The 16,510-nt window shown below is 70.0% G+C and carries 15 protein-coding genes and 1 pseudogene; 8 read left to right on the forward strand and 8 right to left on the reverse strand.

Annotated features, from left to right (window positions below; translation table 11 throughout):
• Nucleotides 1–333: 333 nt before the first annotated feature.
• The 5 genes from EK403_RS07270 (at nt 334) to EK403_RS07290 (ending at nt 6,946) form a co-directional block, all read left to right on the forward strand.
• Nucleotides 334–1,725, forward strand: a complete 1,392-nt coding sequence (locus tag EK403_RS07270; RefSeq protein ID WP_128776836.1) for an HlyD family secretion protein — start codon at nt 334–336, stop codon at nt 1,723–1,725.
• Nucleotides 1,719–3,860 carry a peptidase domain-containing ABC transporter gene (locus EK403_RS07275; RefSeq protein WP_128776837.1) on the forward strand — a complete coding sequence of 714 codons (2,142 nt, stop codon included), beginning with the start codon at nt 1,719–1,721 and terminating at the stop codon, nt 3,858–3,860. Before EK403_RS07270 ends, EK403_RS07275 begins: the two co-directional genes overlap by 7 nt.
• Nucleotides 3,861–3,994: 134 nt before the next feature.
• Complete coding sequence (locus EK403_RS07280) at nt 3,995–5,083, forward strand: TRAP transporter substrate-binding protein (protein WP_128776838.1); 1,089 nt, start codon at nt 3,995–3,997, stop codon at nt 5,081–5,083.
• A 5-nt stretch (nt 5,084–5,088) separates the two neighbouring features.
• Nucleotides 5,089–5,631, forward strand: a complete 543-nt coding sequence (locus EK403_RS07285) for a TRAP transporter small permease subunit (RefSeq protein WP_128776839.1) — start codon at nt 5,089–5,091, stop codon at nt 5,629–5,631.
• Nucleotides 5,621–6,946 carry a TRAP transporter large permease gene (locus tag EK403_RS07290; protein WP_128776840.1) on the forward strand — a complete coding sequence of 442 codons (1,326 nt, stop codon included), beginning with the start codon at nt 5,621–5,623 and terminating at the stop codon, nt 6,944–6,946. The genes EK403_RS07285 and EK403_RS07290 overlap by 11 nt, the downstream gene beginning before the upstream one ends.
• A 16-nt stretch (nt 6,947–6,962) precedes the next feature.
• Here the strand turns inward: EK403_RS07290 and EK403_RS07295 are convergent, their stop codons facing one another.
• The 7 genes from EK403_RS07295 to EK403_RS07325 form a co-directional block, all read right to left on the reverse strand.
• A complete protein-coding gene (locus tag EK403_RS07295; RefSeq protein ID WP_128776841.1) occupies nt 6,963–8,693 on the reverse strand; it encodes an L-aspartate oxidase in 1,731 nt (576 codons plus the stop codon).
• Nucleotides 8,690–9,301: a fumarate hydratase C-terminal domain-containing protein gene (locus tag EK403_RS07300; RefSeq protein WP_128776842.1), complete on the reverse strand. Its 612-nt coding sequence runs from the start codon at nt 9,299–9,301 to the stop codon at nt 8,690–8,692. Before EK403_RS07300 ends, EK403_RS07295 begins: the two co-directional genes overlap by 4 nt.
• A gap of 190 nt (nt 9,302–9,491) precedes the next feature.
• Nucleotides 9,492–10,364, reverse strand: a complete 873-nt coding sequence (locus tag EK403_RS07305; RefSeq protein ID WP_128776843.1) for a fumarate hydratase — start codon at nt 10,362–10,364, stop codon at nt 9,492–9,494.
• 10 nt (nt 10,365–10,374) lie between these two features.
• Nucleotides 10,375–11,115, reverse strand: a complete 741-nt coding sequence (locus tag EK403_RS07310) for a sulfite exporter TauE/SafE family protein (protein WP_164919528.1) — start codon at nt 11,113–11,115, stop codon at nt 10,375–10,377.
• Nucleotides 11,112–11,471 carry a succinate dehydrogenase, cytochrome b556 subunit gene (gene sdhC / locus EK403_RS07315; RefSeq protein ID WP_128776845.1) on the reverse strand — a complete coding sequence of 120 codons (360 nt, stop codon included), beginning with the start codon at nt 11,469–11,471 and terminating at the stop codon, nt 11,112–11,114. Before sdhC ends, EK403_RS07310 begins: the two co-directional genes overlap by 4 nt.
• Nucleotides 11,468–11,797: a succinate dehydrogenase gene (locus EK403_RS07320; protein ID WP_245479558.1), complete on the reverse strand. Its 330-nt coding sequence runs from the start codon at nt 11,795–11,797 to the stop codon at nt 11,468–11,470. The genes sdhC and EK403_RS07320 overlap by 4 nt, the downstream gene beginning before the upstream one ends.
• Nucleotides 11,794–12,543: a succinate dehydrogenase/fumarate reductase iron-sulfur subunit gene (locus EK403_RS07325; RefSeq protein WP_128776847.1), complete on the reverse strand. Its 750-nt coding sequence runs from the start codon at nt 12,541–12,543 to the stop codon at nt 11,794–11,796. Before EK403_RS07325 ends, EK403_RS07320 begins: the two co-directional genes overlap by 4 nt.
• 106 nt (nt 12,544–12,649) lie before the next feature.
• Between EK403_RS07325 and EK403_RS07330 the strand changes: the two genes are divergently transcribed.
• The 3 genes from EK403_RS07330 to EK403_RS07340 all read left to right on the forward strand — a co-directional run bounded on the left by EK403_RS07330 (nt 12,650) and on the right by EK403_RS07340 (nt 15,992).
• Nucleotides 12,650–13,399, forward strand: a complete 750-nt coding sequence (locus EK403_RS07330; RefSeq protein ID WP_128776848.1) for a GntR family transcriptional regulator — start codon at nt 12,650–12,652, stop codon at nt 13,397–13,399.
• A gap of 54 nt (nt 13,400–13,453) precedes the next feature.
• Entirely contained in the window at nt 13,454–14,587 is a 1,134-nt protein-coding gene (locus tag EK403_RS07335) for a M20/M25/M40 family metallo-hydrolase (RefSeq protein ID WP_128776849.1), read from the forward strand.
• Nucleotides 14,588–14,789: 202 nt separating this feature from the next.
• Entirely contained in the window at nt 14,790–15,992 is a 1,203-nt protein-coding gene (locus tag EK403_RS07340; protein WP_128776850.1) for a Zn-dependent hydrolase, read from the forward strand.
• A gap of 160 nt (nt 15,993–16,152) precedes the next feature.
• Here the strand turns inward: EK403_RS07340 and EK403_RS23005 are convergent.
• A pseudogene (locus EK403_RS23005) lies at nt 16,153–16,510 on the reverse strand (D-TA family PLP-dependent enzyme); the annotation flags it as partial.

Below are 16,510 nucleotides of genomic sequence, written 5' to 3' on the forward strand. Positions count from 1 at the left end.
TGTTTTGAGGGGGTTGGATCAAAACGAGACAGCAAATCACCACGGTCCCTAGCGGCGGGCGGCGTTCGTCGGTCGCGCGACGTGGCGCCGGCGCCACACCTGCATTCGGGTCGTGATCTTCTCGAATGCGCTGGGCGCCTCTGCGGCCTGCGGCCGCAGGCGGGGGCGCGGCGCCGAATCGTTTCACCACGGCCCGCTCCCGTGAAAGGCGCCTATCTCCTTGAGTTCGCTGGATTTCCGAAGATCTCCTGTGCGTGAGCGCATTTTGGCCGCTTTTGCGCGCCTGAAAGTGCGCCGTTCCGGCGGGTTTCCGTCGGCCAAGGAAGGGAGGCCATGAGCGCAGCAGCGCGCGCGGAGCCCGATCTGACGTCGCCCGGCGAAAGCCCCGCCGCGGCCGGCCAAGCGCCAGCGCCAGGAGGCGCCAGGCCCCTGCCGCTCTTCCGGGCGGCGGCGCTTTCGGCGCGCGCCGACCACTGGCTCGGGGCGACGCAGGCCGTGCAGCCCTGGCCGATCCGCGTCGTCGCGCCCATCGGCGCGGCGCTCGCGGCCGCGCTCGTCGCCTTTCTGGTCTTCGGCCAGTACACGCAGCGCGCCCGCGTGCAGGGCGTGCTGGCGCCGAGCGGGGGGCTCATCCGGCTGGCCTCTCCTCAGGGCGCCCAGATCCTGTCCCTCAAGGTCGCGGACGGCGACCGCGTCGCCAAGGGCGAGCCGCTCTACGTGCTCGACCTCGACCGCCGCACCGAGTCCGGCGCCGCGAGTGAAGCCGTGCTGACGGCGATCAAGAGCCAGCGGGACGAGCTGCAGAAGGAGCTGCTGCGCCGCACGGCCGCCGACAGGGACCGCCAGGCCGCGCTCAGGACCAAGCTCGAGGACATCGCGCGCGAGACCGCGCAGGTCGACCGGCAGATCGCGACCGGCGAGGACTATGTGAGGGTGCTCGAGGAGGAGCTTGCGAGCTACAAGGACTATCTGAAGCGGGGCATCACCATCCAGCGCGACGTCGCCGACCGCCGCTCGCGGCTGATGACCGAGAAGACCCAGCTCGAGCAGCTGAGGCGCGACCGCGTGCGGCTCGACAGCGACCGCAACGCCTCCCAGTCGGAGATCGCCCAGATCGACCATGAGGGCGGGTCGAAGCTGTCCGAGATCCGCCGCCAGATCGCCGAGGCCGACCGCACCATCGCCGAGACCGAGGCGCAGCGGCGGATCGAGATCACGGCGCCCGAGGCCGGCCGCGTCACCGCGGTCGTGGGCCATGCCGGCCAGGCGGTGCCGAAGGACGCGCCGCTGCTCACCATCGTGCCGGAGAACGGCGCGCTGCAGGCCAATCTCTACGCCGAGTCGAGCGCGATCGGTTTCGTGCGCGAAGGCGCGCAGGTGATGCTGCGCTACGCCGCCTACCCCTATCAGAAGTTCGGGCAGCATCCCGGCGTGGTGGCGGCGATCTCGCGGGCGGCGCTCCGGGCCGAGGAGGTGGACGACGGCGTGCCGATGCCGCCCGAGCTCCAGGGACGCGGCGCGCTCTACCGGCTGACCGTCAAGCCCGACGCCTCCGAAATCGCGGCCTATGGCAAGCGCGAGCCGCTGCAGGCCGGCATGCAGGTCGAGGCCGACATCTTCCTCGACACCCGCCCGATCTGGCAGTGGATCCTCAACCCGATCCTGAGCCTCCGTTCCCTCCATGGCGGCCCCGACGCGCCCGCCGCCAAGGAGGGCGCATGGTGAGCCTGTCCGCCACGGAACGGTTCGACCCGCGTCCGCTGGTCGAGCGGCTGTCCTTCGGCCTGTCGCGCGCCAAGGCCCCGGCGATCCTGCAGACCGAGGCCGCCGAATGCGGGCTCGCCTGCCTCGCCATGGTCGCGGGCGCGCATGGGAGGCTCGTCGACCTCGCGACGCTGAGGCGCCGCTTCTCGACCTCGCTCGGCGGCGTGACGCTGAAACAGCTGATCGCGATCGCGGGCCGCATGGAGTTCTCGGCGCGGGCGCTGCGCGTCGAGATGGAGGCGCTGCCGGAGCTCGCGACCCCTTGCGTGCTGCATTGGGGCTTCAACCATTTCGTGGTGCTGGAGCAGGTCGGCCAGCGGACCGCCACGGTCTGCGACCCGGCGATCGGCCGCCGCACGCTCTCGCATGAGGAGCTGTCGAAGAATTTCACGGGCGTCGCGCTCGAGCTGACGCCGACCAAGGAGTTCGCGCCGGCCGACGAGCGGCAGACCATCCGCATCCTCGACCTGTTCCGGAACGTCGCCGGGCTGCCGCGCGCGATCGTCCAGCTGCTCGCGCTGTCGCTCGCCTTCGAGGTCTTCACGCTCGCGGTGCCGTTCGGCACGCAGATCATCATCGATCAGGCGATCGTGGCCAGCGACGCCGACCTCGTGACGCTCGTCGCGCTTGGCCTCGCGCTGCTCGTCCTCTTGCAGACCGTGATCTGGGCGGCGCGCGCCTGGGGCATCATGGCGCTGTCGAACGCGCTCAACGTGCAATGGGCGAGCGCGCTGTTCGGGCATCTGATCCGGCTGCCGCTCGACTATTTCGAGAAGCGCCACGTCGGCGACGTGACCTCGCGCTTTCGCTCGCTCGAGACCGTGCAGGACACGCTGTCGACCACCTCGGTGCTGAGCGTCGTCGACGGCGTCATGGCGGTCGGGCTGATCGTGATGATGGCGCTGTTCGGCGGCTGGCTTGCAGCGGTCGCGGTCGCCACCACGCTGATCTATGTCGCGATCCGGGTCGGGGCATACGGGCCCTACCGGCAGGCCTCCGAGGAGACCATCGTCCAGCAGGCGCGCGAGAACACCCATTTTCTGGAGACGCTGCGCGGCGCGACCACCGTGAAGCTGTTCGGCCTCGAGGACCGCCGCACCGCGACCTGGCTCAACCTGCTGGTCGACCGCTTCAACGCCAAGCTCCACACCCAGAAGCTCGACGTGCTGTTCCAGTCGGCCACCAAGCTCCTGTTCGGGCTCGACCGGGTGCTGATCCTCTATCTCGGCGCGAACGCCGTGATCGACCGGTCGGTCACGCTCGGCATGCTGGTCGCGTTTCTGGCCTATAAGGACCAGTTCTCGACCCGGGTCGAGAGCCTGGTCTCGGCCGGCTTCAAGATGCGGATGCTGAACCTGCAGGCCGAGCGGCTCGCCGACATCGCGCTGTCGCGTCGCGAGATCGCCGCCGCCCAGATCGAGGCGCCGTCATCCGGCGAGCCGGTCGGGATCGAGCTCAAGAACGTTACCTTCTCCTATGGCGGCGAGCAGGCGATCGTGCGCGACTTCGACCTCTCGGTCGCGCCCGGCGAATGCGTCGCGCTCCTCGGTCCCTCGGGCTGCGGCAAGACCACCTTGCTCAAGATGCTGTCGGGCCTGCTGCTGCCGACCTCCGGCGCAATCGAGGTCGAGGGCGCGCTGCTCGGCGAAAGCTCGCTCGCGGCCTTCCGCCAGCGGATCGGCTGCGTGCTGCAGGACGACCGTCTGTTCGCCGGTTCGATCGCCGAGAACATCGCCTGCTTCGACCCGCATTTCGACCTAGCCTGGGCGCGGCGCTGCGCGGCCGCCGCCGGCATCGACCAGGACGTCGTACGCATGCCGATGGGCTACGAGACGCTGGTCGGCGACATGGGCTCGACCCTGTCGGGCGGGCAGAAGCAGCGCATCTTCATCGCCCGCGCGCTCTACCGCCGCCCGCAGCTCTTCCTGCTCGACGAGCCGACGAACCATCTCGACGAGCGGGCGATCGACGTCGTGCTGGCGGCGCTCAAGGCGCTGCCGATGACCCGCATCGTGGTGACCCACAACAGTCGAGTCGCCAGCATCGCCGACCGCCAGATCCTGATGACCCTGCCGCAGGCCGCCGCTCGAAACTGAAGCCTTCCGACGCAGACTCCCTGCTCGCTGCCGCCGACGTGATCGGCATGCCGCGGCGCTGGCATGCCGATTGCCCTCGACCTCGCGTCCCCTGTCGCAGCCCGCGGGATGTCCCCGCGGACGAGTGAGGTCAGATGAACCGCCGTAAAGTCCTGTCCGCCGGCGCCCTCGGTGCCGCAGCCGCCCTCGCCGCGCCCGCCGTCGCGCGCGCCCAGCAGAACTTCAGCTGGAAGATGACCAACGCCTACGGCCCGGGCGCGCCGTTCTACGTGACCGGACCCGGCAGCCCGACTTATTTCTGCGAGCTCGTGAAGCAGATGTCGGGCGGGCGCCTCACGATCCAGCATTTCGCCGCCGGCGAACTGATCCCCGCGCTCGAGGGCTTCGACGCCTGCTCGGCCGGCACGGTCGAGATGAACGCCGCAAACTCCTATTTTTGGGCAGGCAAGGTTCCGGCCGCCCAATTTTTCACCACCGTCCCGTTCGGCCTGAACTTCCAGGGCCAGAACGCCTGGATCTATCACGGCGGCGGGCTCGCGCTCTGGGAGGAGCTCTACAAGCCCTTCAACCTCGTCCCCATGCCGATGGGCAACACCGGCGTGCAGATGACCGGCTGGTTTCGCAAGCCGATCGAGAAGCTCGACGACTTCAAGGGCCTCAAGATGCGCATTCCCGGCCTCGCGGGGAAGGTCTACGCGCAGCTCGGCGTCGACGTGAAGCTGCTGCCCGGCGGCGAGATCTTCCCGGCGCTGGAGCGCGGCGTGATCGACGCGGCGGAGTTCGTCGGCCCCTATCAGGACCGTCGTCTCGGCCTGCAGAAGGCGGCCAAGTACTATTACACGACCGGCTGGCACGAGCCGAACAACGTGACCGAGCTGGTCGTCAACCAGGCCGCCTGGGACTCGCTGCCCGACGACCTCAAGGCGATCGTCCGCTCGGCGGCGGCGGCCTGCAACGTGTTGAGCCACACCTGGTGCGAGGCGACCAACGCCGAAGCGCTCGACGACCTCGTCAAGAACCAGGGCGTCAAGGCCGGCCCGCTGCCCTCCGAGGTGGTCGAGGGGCTCCGCGCCACCACCAAGAAAACGCTCGACGGGCTCGCGGGCTCGGACCCGAAGATCAAGAAGGTCTACGACTCCTTCACGGCCTTCAAGGCGAAGCATGACAGCTGGGCGGGCGTCTCCGAGGCCGTGTTCCAGGAACAGATCCGCGTCGGCGCCTGATCCTCATGCCCGAACGCTTGGAGAATTGTGCCCTGGGCCTCGACGCGGTCGTCGAGGTTCTGGGCCGGATCGCCGCATGGACCGGGCTCGCCCTCGTCCTCGTCATGGCGGGCAACGTCATCGCCCGCTACTTCTTCCATATCGGCTCGGTCGCCACCCAGGAGCTCGAATGGCACCTGATGGCGCCGCTCACGCTGCTCTGCATCGCCTACACGATCAAGCATGACGGCCACGTCCGCGTGGACATCTTCTATTCGAGCCTGCCGGTCGGGGCCCAGCGTGCGGTCGACCTGTTCTCGGCGCTCTGCGCCGTCGCGCTGGCGGTGATCGTCGTCAAGATCTCGATCCCCTACGTCGCCCAGTCCTACCGGATCGGCGAGGGCTCCCCCGACCCCGGCGGCCTGCCCTATCGCTGGATCATCAAGGCCATGATCCCGGCCGGCTTCGCGCTGTTCGGGCTGCAGAGCCTGGCCTCGGTCCTGCGCGCGCTGAAGCCGTTCTTCGGCGGCTCGGACGGCCTCAAGACGGCGTCCATCAATGCCGGTTAACGAGATCCTCGCCCTCGCCTGCATCGCGTCTTTCTTCATTCTCCTGTTCGTCGGCGTGCCCGTGGCGCTGACGCTCGCGATCTCGGGCTTCGTGTTCGGCTTCATCGGCTTCGGCAGCGGGCTGTTCAACCTGCTGCCGGCGCGCATCTACGGCGTCACGGCGAACTACACGCTGATCGCGATCCCGCTCTTCGTCTTCATGGGCGTGATGCTCGAGAAGTCGCGCATGGCCGACGAACTCATGGAAGTCGTGGGCTATCTGGCCGGCGGCCTCCGGGGCGGCATGGGGCTCGGCATCGTGCTGGTCGGCATGCTGATGGGCGCAACCACGGGCATCGTTGGCGCGACCATCGTCACGCTCGGCCTGCTGACCCTGCCGACGCTGCTCCGCCGCGGCTACGACAAGCGGCTCGCATGCGGGGCGATCTGCGCCTCGGGCACGCTCGGGCAGCTGATCCCGCCCAGCACGATCCTGATCCTGCTCGCCGACATCATGGGCCAGTCGGTCGGCACGCTGTTCGCGGCCGCGGTGTTCCCCGGCCTGCTGCTCACCGCGATCCTCGGCGCCTACATCCTGATCGTGGGCGTCGTGAGGCCCGACATGGTCCCGCCGATCCCGATCGAGGAACGGCAGGGGGGGGCCCGGGGCGAGCTCTGGATGAAGACGCTCAAGGTCGGCGTGCCGCCGATCGCGCTGGTGCTCGCGGTGCTCGGCTCGATCATCGGCGGCGTCGCGGCGCCGACCGAGGCCGCCAGCATGGGCGCGCTCGGCTCGATCCTGGTCGCGGCCGTCGCCGGACGACTCTCGCTGAAGACGCTGGTCGACGTCGTCAATTCGACGGCGCGCATCACCGCCATGATGTTCTTCATCCTGATCTGCAGCCAGGTGTTCGCGCTGGCCTTCCGCGGGCTCGGCGGCGAGCGGCTGGTGCATGACGTCTTCGAGATGGTGCCGGGCGGCGCCACGGGCATGCTGATCTTCATGCTCGCGATCATCTTCGTGCTCGGCTTCTTCATCGAGTGGATCGAGATCAGCTACATCGTGGTGCCGATGTTCCTGCCGCTGATGCTGGCGGACGGTGTCGACGTGGTCTGGGCGGCGTCCTTGATCGCTGTGGTGCTGCAGACCTCGTTCCTGACGCCGCCCTTCGGCTGGGCGCTGTTCTACCTGCGGGGCGTCGCGCCGCCCGAGGTCGCGACGCTCGACATCTACAAGGGCGTCGTCCCGTTCATCGGGCTGCAGCTCGTCGCCCTTGTCGCGGTCTTCGTCTTCCCGGGGATCGCCACATGGCTGCCGAAGGCGATCGGATGGTGAGGGCGGGTCTCCGCCCTCACGCCGCCTGATCGATCAGCGACTGGCCGGGCCGGGCGCGCGTGAACGCGACCGGCTCGGTCGAGACGTCGAGCCCGTCTCCCGCCTGCCGAACGACCGTGTAGCGCGACGTCGCGAGGTCCGAGGTCTCCGGAAAATCCTCGCGGAAATGCGCGCCGCGGCTGTCGACGCGGGCGATCGCGGCGGCGCAGACTGCGCGGCTCACCAGGACCAGGCTCTCGAGGTTGAGGCGGTCCATCCAGGTCAGGTCGTAGCGCCGGTCGCCGTCCGGCGCGCCGGAGCGCTCGACCGCCTCGGAGAGCTCGGCGAGCCGCGCCTCGGCGCTGGCGAGGCCCTGGGCGTCGCGCAGCACGCCGACATCGTCCCACATCGTCTCGTAGAGCGCCTCGCGGATCGCGCCCAGCTCCCTGTGCGGCCGCCCGAGCGGGCCGAAAGCGCGGGCGAGGCCGCGCTCGACGGCGGCGGCGTCAGGATCCGGCAATGCGCTGCGCATTGCGAGCGCCTTCGCCATCGCCTTGCCCGCGACGCCGCCGAACACGGTCGAATTCGCGACGCCATTGCCGCCGAGCCGGTTCGCGCCGTGGACGCCGCCGGTGTCCTCGCCCGCCGCATAAAGGCCCGGAAGCTCGGTCGAGCAGTCGCCGCGGAACGCGACGCCGCCCATCATGTAATGCGCCGTCGGGATCACCTCGACGCGGCCCGCCGCAAGGTCGAAGCCGCAATCCGCGCAGCGCTCCACCATGCCCTTGAAGGCGCGGCGCACATTGTCCGGGCCGAGATGGCCCATCGAGATGTAGACGCCGCCATTCTCCGTGGCTTGCCCGTCGCGGATGCGGCGGATGATCGAGCGGCTGACGATGTCGCGCGTCGCGCGCTCCTGGCGCGGGTCATAGAGATGCATGAAGCGCTCGCCGCCGCCATCGAGCAGCCAGCCGCCGGCGCCGCGCAGCCCCTCCTCCAGCACAGTGCCGGTCATGCGGGTGCCCGGCCCGGCCAGCAGTCCGGTCGGATGGAACTGCACCATCTCCATGTCGCGCAGGGGCAGGCCGGCGCGGAGCGCCATGGCGAGCCCGTCGCAGGATTTGTCGCCCGAGGGCGTGTGGTAGCGGTACATGGTCGGGCCGCCGCCGGTCGCGAGCAGCGTCGCCCGGGCGCGGACCAGGACCGGCTCGCCCGAGCGCATGTCGAGCATCAGCACGCCGGCGAGACCCGAGCCGTCGGCCGCCGGGATCAGGTCGAGCGCGCGATGGTCTTCGAGGCGGCGTACGTCGCGCGCGAAGACCTGCTCCATCAGCCGGTTGATGATCTCGATGCCGGTGAGGTCGCCCTTGTGCACCGTGCGGTCGAAGGTCTGGCCCGCGAACGCCTTCTGGTGGACCGTGCCGTCGGGGTTGCGGTCGAAGAAGCAGCCGAGCTCGCTTTCGAGCTCGCGGATGCGGATCTGAGCCTCGGTGACCAGCGTCCAGGCGAGGTCCTGGTCGTTCAGCCACTTGCCGCCCTCGATCGTGTCCATGAAATGGCGCTCGACGCTATCGCCGGGCGCGAGCGCGACGTTGTAGCCGCCCTGCACCATGCGGGTGCAGCCGCATTTGCCGAGCAGCCCCTTCACCGCGACCGTGACCTCGAGGTCCGGCGCGGCCTTCTTGGCGTGCAGCGCGGCGAACAGGCCGGCGCCGCCCGAGCCCAGGATCAGGATGTCGGTGTCGACGACGCGCGGCCGCGGCGTCATTCGCTCGCCCCGAGGCTCGCCAGCACCGCGTCGCGCCGGCTCGCGACGTCGTCGCGGATGTTCGCGTAATGCGACCCGCCATGGGCGTCCATGGCGACCAGCAGCGGGCCGAAATCTTTGATTTTGAACCTCCAGAGGCTTTCGGGGTGGAGGTCGTCCATGTCGACGTCCTCGATCTGCTCGATCCAGGTCGTCTCGAGCGCCGCCGCCCCCCCGACGATCGCGAGATAGGCGCCGCCGAGCTCCTGGAAGGCCTTGAGCGTGTCCGGGCCCATGCCGCCCTTGCCGATGATGAGCCGCACGCCTTCGCGCTCCATGAGCGGCCGGGTGAAGCGCTCCATGCGTTGCGAGGTGGTGGTGCCGATGCAGAACGGCTCGTAGCCGGCCGGCGCCGCCTCGCTCTTCTCGACCCGCCGCACGTTCGGCGCGGTGTGGATGACGGCGTGGCCCTGAAGATCGAACCGCGTCTCCCGGCCCCGGTCGAACATGTGGATCAGCGTGGCGTCGCGGATGCCGAACAGCGTCCTGCGCAGCGTGACCGTGTCGCCGACCCGGAGCTCGCGGACCTTGTCGGCGTCGATCGGCATGTCAAGGACGTGCTGGGTCATGGGGTCCTCCGGATGGGGGCAGTGGACTGCGTGCTTCGAGACGCCGGCCTCCCGGCCGGCTCCTCAGCATGGGGAGGGCGGAGGGTTCCAAAAGCGACAGGTGACGGACCTCGCCGGCATCCACCCCCATCCTCATGCTGAGGAGGCGCGAAGCGCCGTCTCGAAGCACGCAGCGCCATCGCCCCCATCCTCAGCTGAACGCGATGCCGCCGGGCGTGATCGTCGCGGTCGCGCGGCGGGCCGAATGGCACTGGATGTTCACCGCGACCGGGTTCTGGGTGATGTGGGTCGCGGCGATCTCGACATGGACCGCGAAGCTCGTGGAGCGGCCGCCGAGCCCCTGCGGGCCGACCCCGAGCTCGTTCACGGCGCGCGACAGCTCGGCCTCGATCCTGGCGCCCTCCGGGTCCGGGCATACCGTCTTGAGCGGGCGGGTGGCGGCGATCTTGGCGAGATGCATGCAGAGATCCGAGGTGCCGCCGAGGCCGACCCCCACGATGGTCGGCGGGCAGACCCGGCCGCCGAGCTCGATCACCCGGTCGATCACGAAGCGCTTGGCCGCCGCGATCCCCTGAGAGGGCAGCAGCATCTGCAGGAAGGAACCGTTCTCGGAGCCCGAGCCCTTCGGGATCATCTCGATCGCGACCGTCTCGTCGCGCTCGTCGAAGTCCACATGGATGATCGGCACGCGGACGCCGCACGACGTCTGGTCGTTCTTGCGCGTGATCGGATGCACGACGGACGAACGCAGCGAGTTCTCCCTGGTGGAGCGCTCGCAGCCGCGACGGATCGCCTGTTTGAGGTCCGCCCCGTCGAAGTCCACGCCGCGGCCGATCGTGACGTTGTAGATCGGGATGCCGGTGTCCTGGCACAGGATGTTGTTGGTGCGCTCGGCCACCTGAACGTTCTCGACCATCACGCCCAGCGCCGCGCGGGCGGTCTCGCCGGTCTCCGCGTCGACCAGCTCCTTGAAGCCGGCCTTGACGTCCGGCGGCAGGATCTTCAGCGCGCGAACGTAGAGGTCGGCGGAGAGCCGCTCCACCTCGTCCATATCGAGCTTCATCGTCTCCTCCTCAGATCAGGAGCGCCACGCCGGACGCCAGCAACATCGCGGCGAGGAACCTCTTGAACATGGCCTCGTCGAGCCGTCCGTAAATCGCGAAGCCGAGCCAGCCGCCCGCGGCGAGCGCCGGCAGCGCGAGCGCGAACAGCTTCAGGCTCTCGTCGTCGACCGCGATGGCGCCGACCAGCGCGAGCGTCAGGAAATTCGCGACCAGGATGTAGGACTGGCAGACGCCGCGGGCCGTCGCCTTCGGCCAGCCGCGCAGCTGCGCCCAGATCGTCGGCAGCACGCCGCAATAGCCGCCGAGCCCGCCCAGCACGCCGCCCGCGAAGGCCACCGCCGCATCGGCCGGCCGACCGCCGCTTTCGATCACCGGCAGGCGCGGCGCAAGCAGCGCATAGGCGCCGTAGATCGTGAGCCCGACGCCGATCGCGACCTTCAGCGTCGGGGCGTCGACGGTCGAGAGCAGCGCGACGCCGATCGGAACGCCCGCCAGCGCGCCGATGACGAAGGGCGACAGTCGCCGGGCGTCGACCGAACGGCGGAACGGCAGGAAGGTCACGAGCTGGACCAGCGTGCCGCAGGCGACCACGAGCGCCGTGGTCTGGATCGGCTCGAAGCTGTGCAGCCAGATCGAGGACGCCGCGAGCGCGAAGGCGAAGCCCGCGCCGCCGGCCGCGAGCGCCCCGATGAAGGCGCCGGCCCACAGCACGGTGAGGGTCGCGATCGGGAATCCGAAGGCCGCGGTCACGACGCGCTCGCGAGGAAGATGAGCCCGGCCGCCAGCCCGAAGCCGCAGGCGGCCGAGACCGTGACGGCAGTGCGCTCTCGAAAGCCCCAGAACTCGATCGCGAGCACCCGGAGCCCGAGCGCCATGTGCAGAGCGAGCGCCGAGACGAGCCCCCACTCGGCCGCCTTGATCAGCGGGTTCTGGGTCAGCGCCAGCACGCTCTCGAACCGGTCGGCGCCCGCGAGCGCGCTGCCGAGGGTGAGGAAATGCAGCGGCAGGAAGATCGCGAGCGCGACGCCGGACAGCCGGTGCAGCGCGGCGGCCAGAAAACCAGGCTTGCGGCGCGAGGCGCGGAAGGTCTCGGACGCGATCGTCATGCCGCATAGACCGCATAGGCGGCGCGCAGGCCGAGCACGAGGATCAGGCCCGCGAAGCCGAGCGCCGCGACGTCGAGCGAGCGGCCGCGCCAGACGGTCCATTCGCGCAGCACGCTTCTGAGGCCGATCGGCGCGTGGATCGCGGCCGCGACCACGAAGACGGCGTAGAAGGCGAAGACGCCAGCATGGCCGGACGTCCGGTCGAGGATTTCGCCCGCCGTCAGTCCTCCGCGGACAGCATACATAATCGTCGCCAGATGGATGATGACCGCGACGCCGAGGATCGCGGCGGTGGCGCGCTGCGCGAGATAGAGGCCGGCGTTCATCCGCGCCTCCAGAGCCGCCGAGCGGTCGCGCGCTTGAGGCCGGCGATGGCGAAGGTCGGGGCCAGCGCCTTCGGGCAGAACTCAGTGCAGCTCATATGGCTGTGGCAAGAATGGCAGCCGGCGTCGCCCGAGACCGCGGCGAGCCGCGCCGTTTGGCCCTTGTCGCGGACGTCGTTGACCAGCGTCCAGGCGCGGTTCAGCGCGGCCGGACCGAGATAGTCGGGATTCCAGGCGACGAGATCGCAGGCCGAGTAGCAGACGCCGCAATTGATGCATTCGACGCCGGCGTCGGCGGCCTGCCGCTTGGGGGTCGACGGCTCGACGACCGCAAAGTCGTTCGCCGGTTCAGGACCCGGCTCGAAAAAGCCTTTCGCGTCGCGCCATTTGGCGAAGAACGCCTCCATGTCGACCGCGAGATCCTTCACGACCGGCAGGTTGCGGAGCGGTTCGAGCGTCAGCTCGTCGCGCTCGACGACGGCCGCGGCCCGCGTGCGGCAGGTCCAGCGCGGGCGGCCGTTCACCACCATGGCGCAGGAGCCGCACATGCCGACCCGGCAGGCGAAGCGGTAGGAAAGCGTCGGGTCCTGCTCGCGCTGGATCTCGGTCACGACGTCGAGCACGGTCTGGTTCGGACGCCGCGCGACCTCGAAGGTCTGGAACGCGCCGGTCGCGCCGCCGCGCCAGACGCGCACGGCGAGCGCGCCCTCCGGGCTGTCGGATGAGGTCGTGTCGGCGTTGAGGGTCATGGGTCCCGTGCGTCGTCTCGCGCCGGACCCGCATAGAGGTGTTGGCCCGGACAGCGCCCAAGGCTAGTTTGAACCAATCCAATGTCAACAGTCTTAGGTCATATAGATGACATTTGACCAAGGGCATGAGTCCTCGCCTGGCCGCCCGCTGGCGCCGCGGCCGCTCTATCAGCAGGCCCGCGAGCTCCTGGTCCGCAAGATCATCGACGGCGTCTGGGGGCCGGGCGGCTACCTGCCGAGCGAGCAGCAGCTGGCCCGCGAGTTCGGGGTCTCGATCGGCACGCTGCGCAAGGCGACCGACGACCTCGTGGACCAGGGACTGCTGGAGCGCCAGCACGGCCGCGGCACGCAGGTCGTGGCGCATTCGAGCGCCCGCTCGCGCTTCCGCTTCCTACGCTTCTTTCACGCGGACGGCCGCCTGTTCGACCCCGTCGCGCGCCTGCTGCGGCGGACCGTGCGGGCGGCGACCGCCGCCGAGCGGACGCATCTCGCGCTGGAGAAAAGCGCGCGGGTGGTCGGCCTCACCCGCATCCGCAGCGAGGCCGGCGAGGCGCTGGTGTTCGAGCGCATCGCCCTGCCCGCCGACCTGTTTCTCCAGCTCGAGCTCGATCCCCGCGTCGAACTGAGCGAGGAGGTGTATGTGTTCTACCAGCGGCAATGCGGCGTCACGATCGTCCGAGCCGAAGACCAGGTCGCGCTCGACGCCGCCGACGCCGAGACCGCGCAGGCGCTTGGGCTCGCCGAGGGCGCGGCCGTGCTGCGCGTGCGGCGCGTCGCCTACGGGCTCGACGGACGCCGGGTCGAACATCGCGAAAGCTGGACCGCGAAGCTGCGCTATCAGGTCGAGCTCGATTGACCGCCGGGCTGGCCCCATCCTTGCTCGTCGCGCGACGAGAAGAAGGGACGCCGCATGACTCTCGGACCCGACGCCTTCGACACCGAGGAGATGCTCGCCGGATTGCGGCGCTGGGTCGAATGCGAGAGTCCGACCTTCGAGCCGCAGGCCGTCAACGCGATGATGGACCTCGCCTCGGAAGACCTCGCGGCGGCCGGCGCGGACATCACCCGCATCCCCGGCCCACCCGGCCTCGGCGACTGCGTGCTCGGGACCTTCCCGCACACTCGCGCCGGCGAGCCGGGCGTGCTGGTGATGGGCCATCTCGACACCGTGCACGCGCTCGGCACGCTGGAGCGCCTGCCCTTCCGCCGCGAGGGCGAGCGCGCCTATGGACCGGGCATCCTCGACATGAAAGGCGGCACATACGCCGCGATCGAGGCGATCGCCGCGCTCGCCCGCGCCTCGGTCGAGACGCCCCTGCCCGTCCGCGTGCTGCTGACCTCCGACGAGGAGATCGGCAGCCCCGGCTGTCGCGCGATCATCGAGGCGAAGGCTGCGGAGAGCCGCTATGTGCTGGTTCCCGAGCCCGGCCTGCCCGGCGACGGCGTCGTCACCGGCCGCTACGCCATCGCGCGCTTCGACCTCGAGGCGACCGGCCAGTCGAGCCATGCCGGCGCCGACCTCAAGCGCGGCCGTTCGGCGATCGCCGAGATGGCGCGGCGGATCGGCGAGATCGAGGCGATGACCGACGAGGACTGCACCTTCAGCGTCGGGGTCGTGCATGGCGGCCGCTGGGTGAACTGCGTCGCAAGTTCATGCCGCGGCGAGGCGCTCAGCATGGCGAAGCGGCAAGCCGACCTCGACCGCGGCGTCGAGCGCATGCTGGCGCTGACCAATGTCTCGCCGGATGGAAGCGGCTTCCGCGTCACGCGCGGCGTCACGCGGCCGGTCTGGGAGCCGAGCGCCGAAACCATGCGGATGTATGAGCTCGCCCGCGATGTCGCGGCCGGGCTCGGCGTCGACCTCTCGCATGGGGCCCAAGGCGCGGGATCTGATGCGAACTTCACCGGGGCGATGGGCGTCGCTTCGCTCGACGGGCTCGGCGTCCTCGGCGAAGGCTGGCACACGCTCGAGGAGCACATCCTCATCGACAGCCTGCCGCGCCGCGCCCGCATGATGACGGGACTTCTGACGAGACTTGCGTGACGGTCGCGGAAATCGCCTTCAAGATTGGAGCAGGCGCGACCGGACTGGCCGGACCCGTCATGCCCGCGCCTTCGCGCGGGTATCCACGACTTGGACGTGGAGCTTTACGATCCCAGTAAGTCGTGGATGCCCGACTGCCGTCGGGCATGACGGCGGTGTTTCACGACAAGCCAATCACGCCAGAAATTGCGGAGAGACTGACATGACGGCCGACGCCGCCCGCTTCCTCGCCGACCTCCACGAGCTGCGCAGGATCGGCGCGTTCAAGACCGGCGTGCACCGGCCAACCTACTCGCCGCAGGACATGGAGTCCCGCGAGTGGCTGATGCGGAAGATGGCGGAGGTCGGGCTCGAGCCCGAGATGGACGGCGTCGGCAACGTCATCGGCCGTCACAAGGGCCCCGGTCCGCATCTGCTCGCCGGCAGCCACATCGAGAGCCAGAACGAGGCCGGCTGGCTCGACGGCGCGCTCGGGGTGATGGGGGCGCTCGCGCTCGCCCGAGCGGGCCTGCCGGTCGACGTCATCGCCTTCGCGGACGAGGAGGGCCATTTCGACGCCGGCTTCCTCGGCAGCCGCTCGGCGATCGGCGACATCTCGGAGGAGGAGATCGCCGACGCGAGGAACCGCACCGACGGCACGCCGCTGCCCGAGGCGCTGAAGGCCGCGGGGCTCGCCGGACGGCCGCGCATGCTGCTCGATCCGGCCCGCTACAAGGGCTATTTCGAGATGCATATCGAGCAGGGCACGACGCTCGAGAGCGCAGGCGAACGCGTCGGCGTCGTCACCGGCATCGTGGCGATCTGGCAATTCCGGCTGGTCTTCGAGGGAAGGCAGGACCACGCCGGCGGCACGACGATGGCCGAGCGGCGCGACGCCGGGCTCTCCGCTGTCCGCCTGCTCGCCGAGATCGACCGGGAGTTCCCGCGGGTCTGCGGGCCGCGCAGCGTCTGGACCACGGGCCGCATCACGCTCGATCCGGGCGCGCCCAGCATCATCCCCGGCCGCGCCGAGGTGTTGTTCCAGTTCCGCGACGTCTCGGTCGAGGTTCTGGAGCGCATGGAGGCCTGCCTCCGCAGGCTCGCACAGGAGAGCGACCGCCGCGAGAAATGCCCCGTGCGCGTCGAGGCGATCAGCAAGGCGGTCCCCGCGCTCTGCGACCCGACGATGATGGACGCGCTCTCGGCCGCGGCCGAGGCCAAGGCGCCCGGCCAGTGGCGGCGGATGCCGAGCGGCGCCGGCCACGACGCCCAGGTGGTGGCCCAGATCATGCCGGCCGCGATGCTGTTCACGCCCTCGATCGGCGGGATCAGCCACCACTGGGCCGAGGACACCAAGGAGGAAGACCTGGCGCTCGGGATCGAGGTGCTGGCCGACGGCGCGGCGCGCTATCTGGCGGTGGGGTGAAGCGAGGCGCTCCACGCCCGCCCCCTCCACCGCTCCGCGGTCCCCCTCCCCCGCTTCGCAGGGGAGGAAGAAAGGGCGGCGCGTCTGATCCTCCTCCGCATCGCGGAGGAGGGGGACCATGCGAAGCATGGTGGAGGAGGCCCTCGCATAGGCCCGAAAGTCAGACGCTCATGCCCCGCGCCGCGACCGCGATCTCGCCGACGATCCGGTCGCCGCGAACCGCGACCAGCCGGTCGACCATGTTGACCACGACGCAGACATGGTTCGGCACGACCCGGACCATCTCGCCCACGGCGGGCTTCACCGGACAGGCCGACAGGTCGAGGAAGCCGTGCTCCTCCGACAGCGCGTGGATCCGCGCCGCTTCGTAGCCCAGCACCAGGCCATGGCCATCGAGTCCGCCGGGATCGCTGGTCAGCGTCTTCGATCCTGCGTCCAGCACACCGCGCTCGGCGCCGCCACGGCTCGCGACCGTGGCGTAGACCGTCACCGCGCAGTCGGCGAGCGAGGCGACGCCC

Origin of the sequence: Hansschlegelia zhihuaiae, assembly GCF_004103825.1 — a bacterium.
Classification (GTDB): Bacteria; Pseudomonadota; Alphaproteobacteria; order Rhizobiales; family Methylopilaceae; genus Methylopila; species Methylopila zhihuaiae.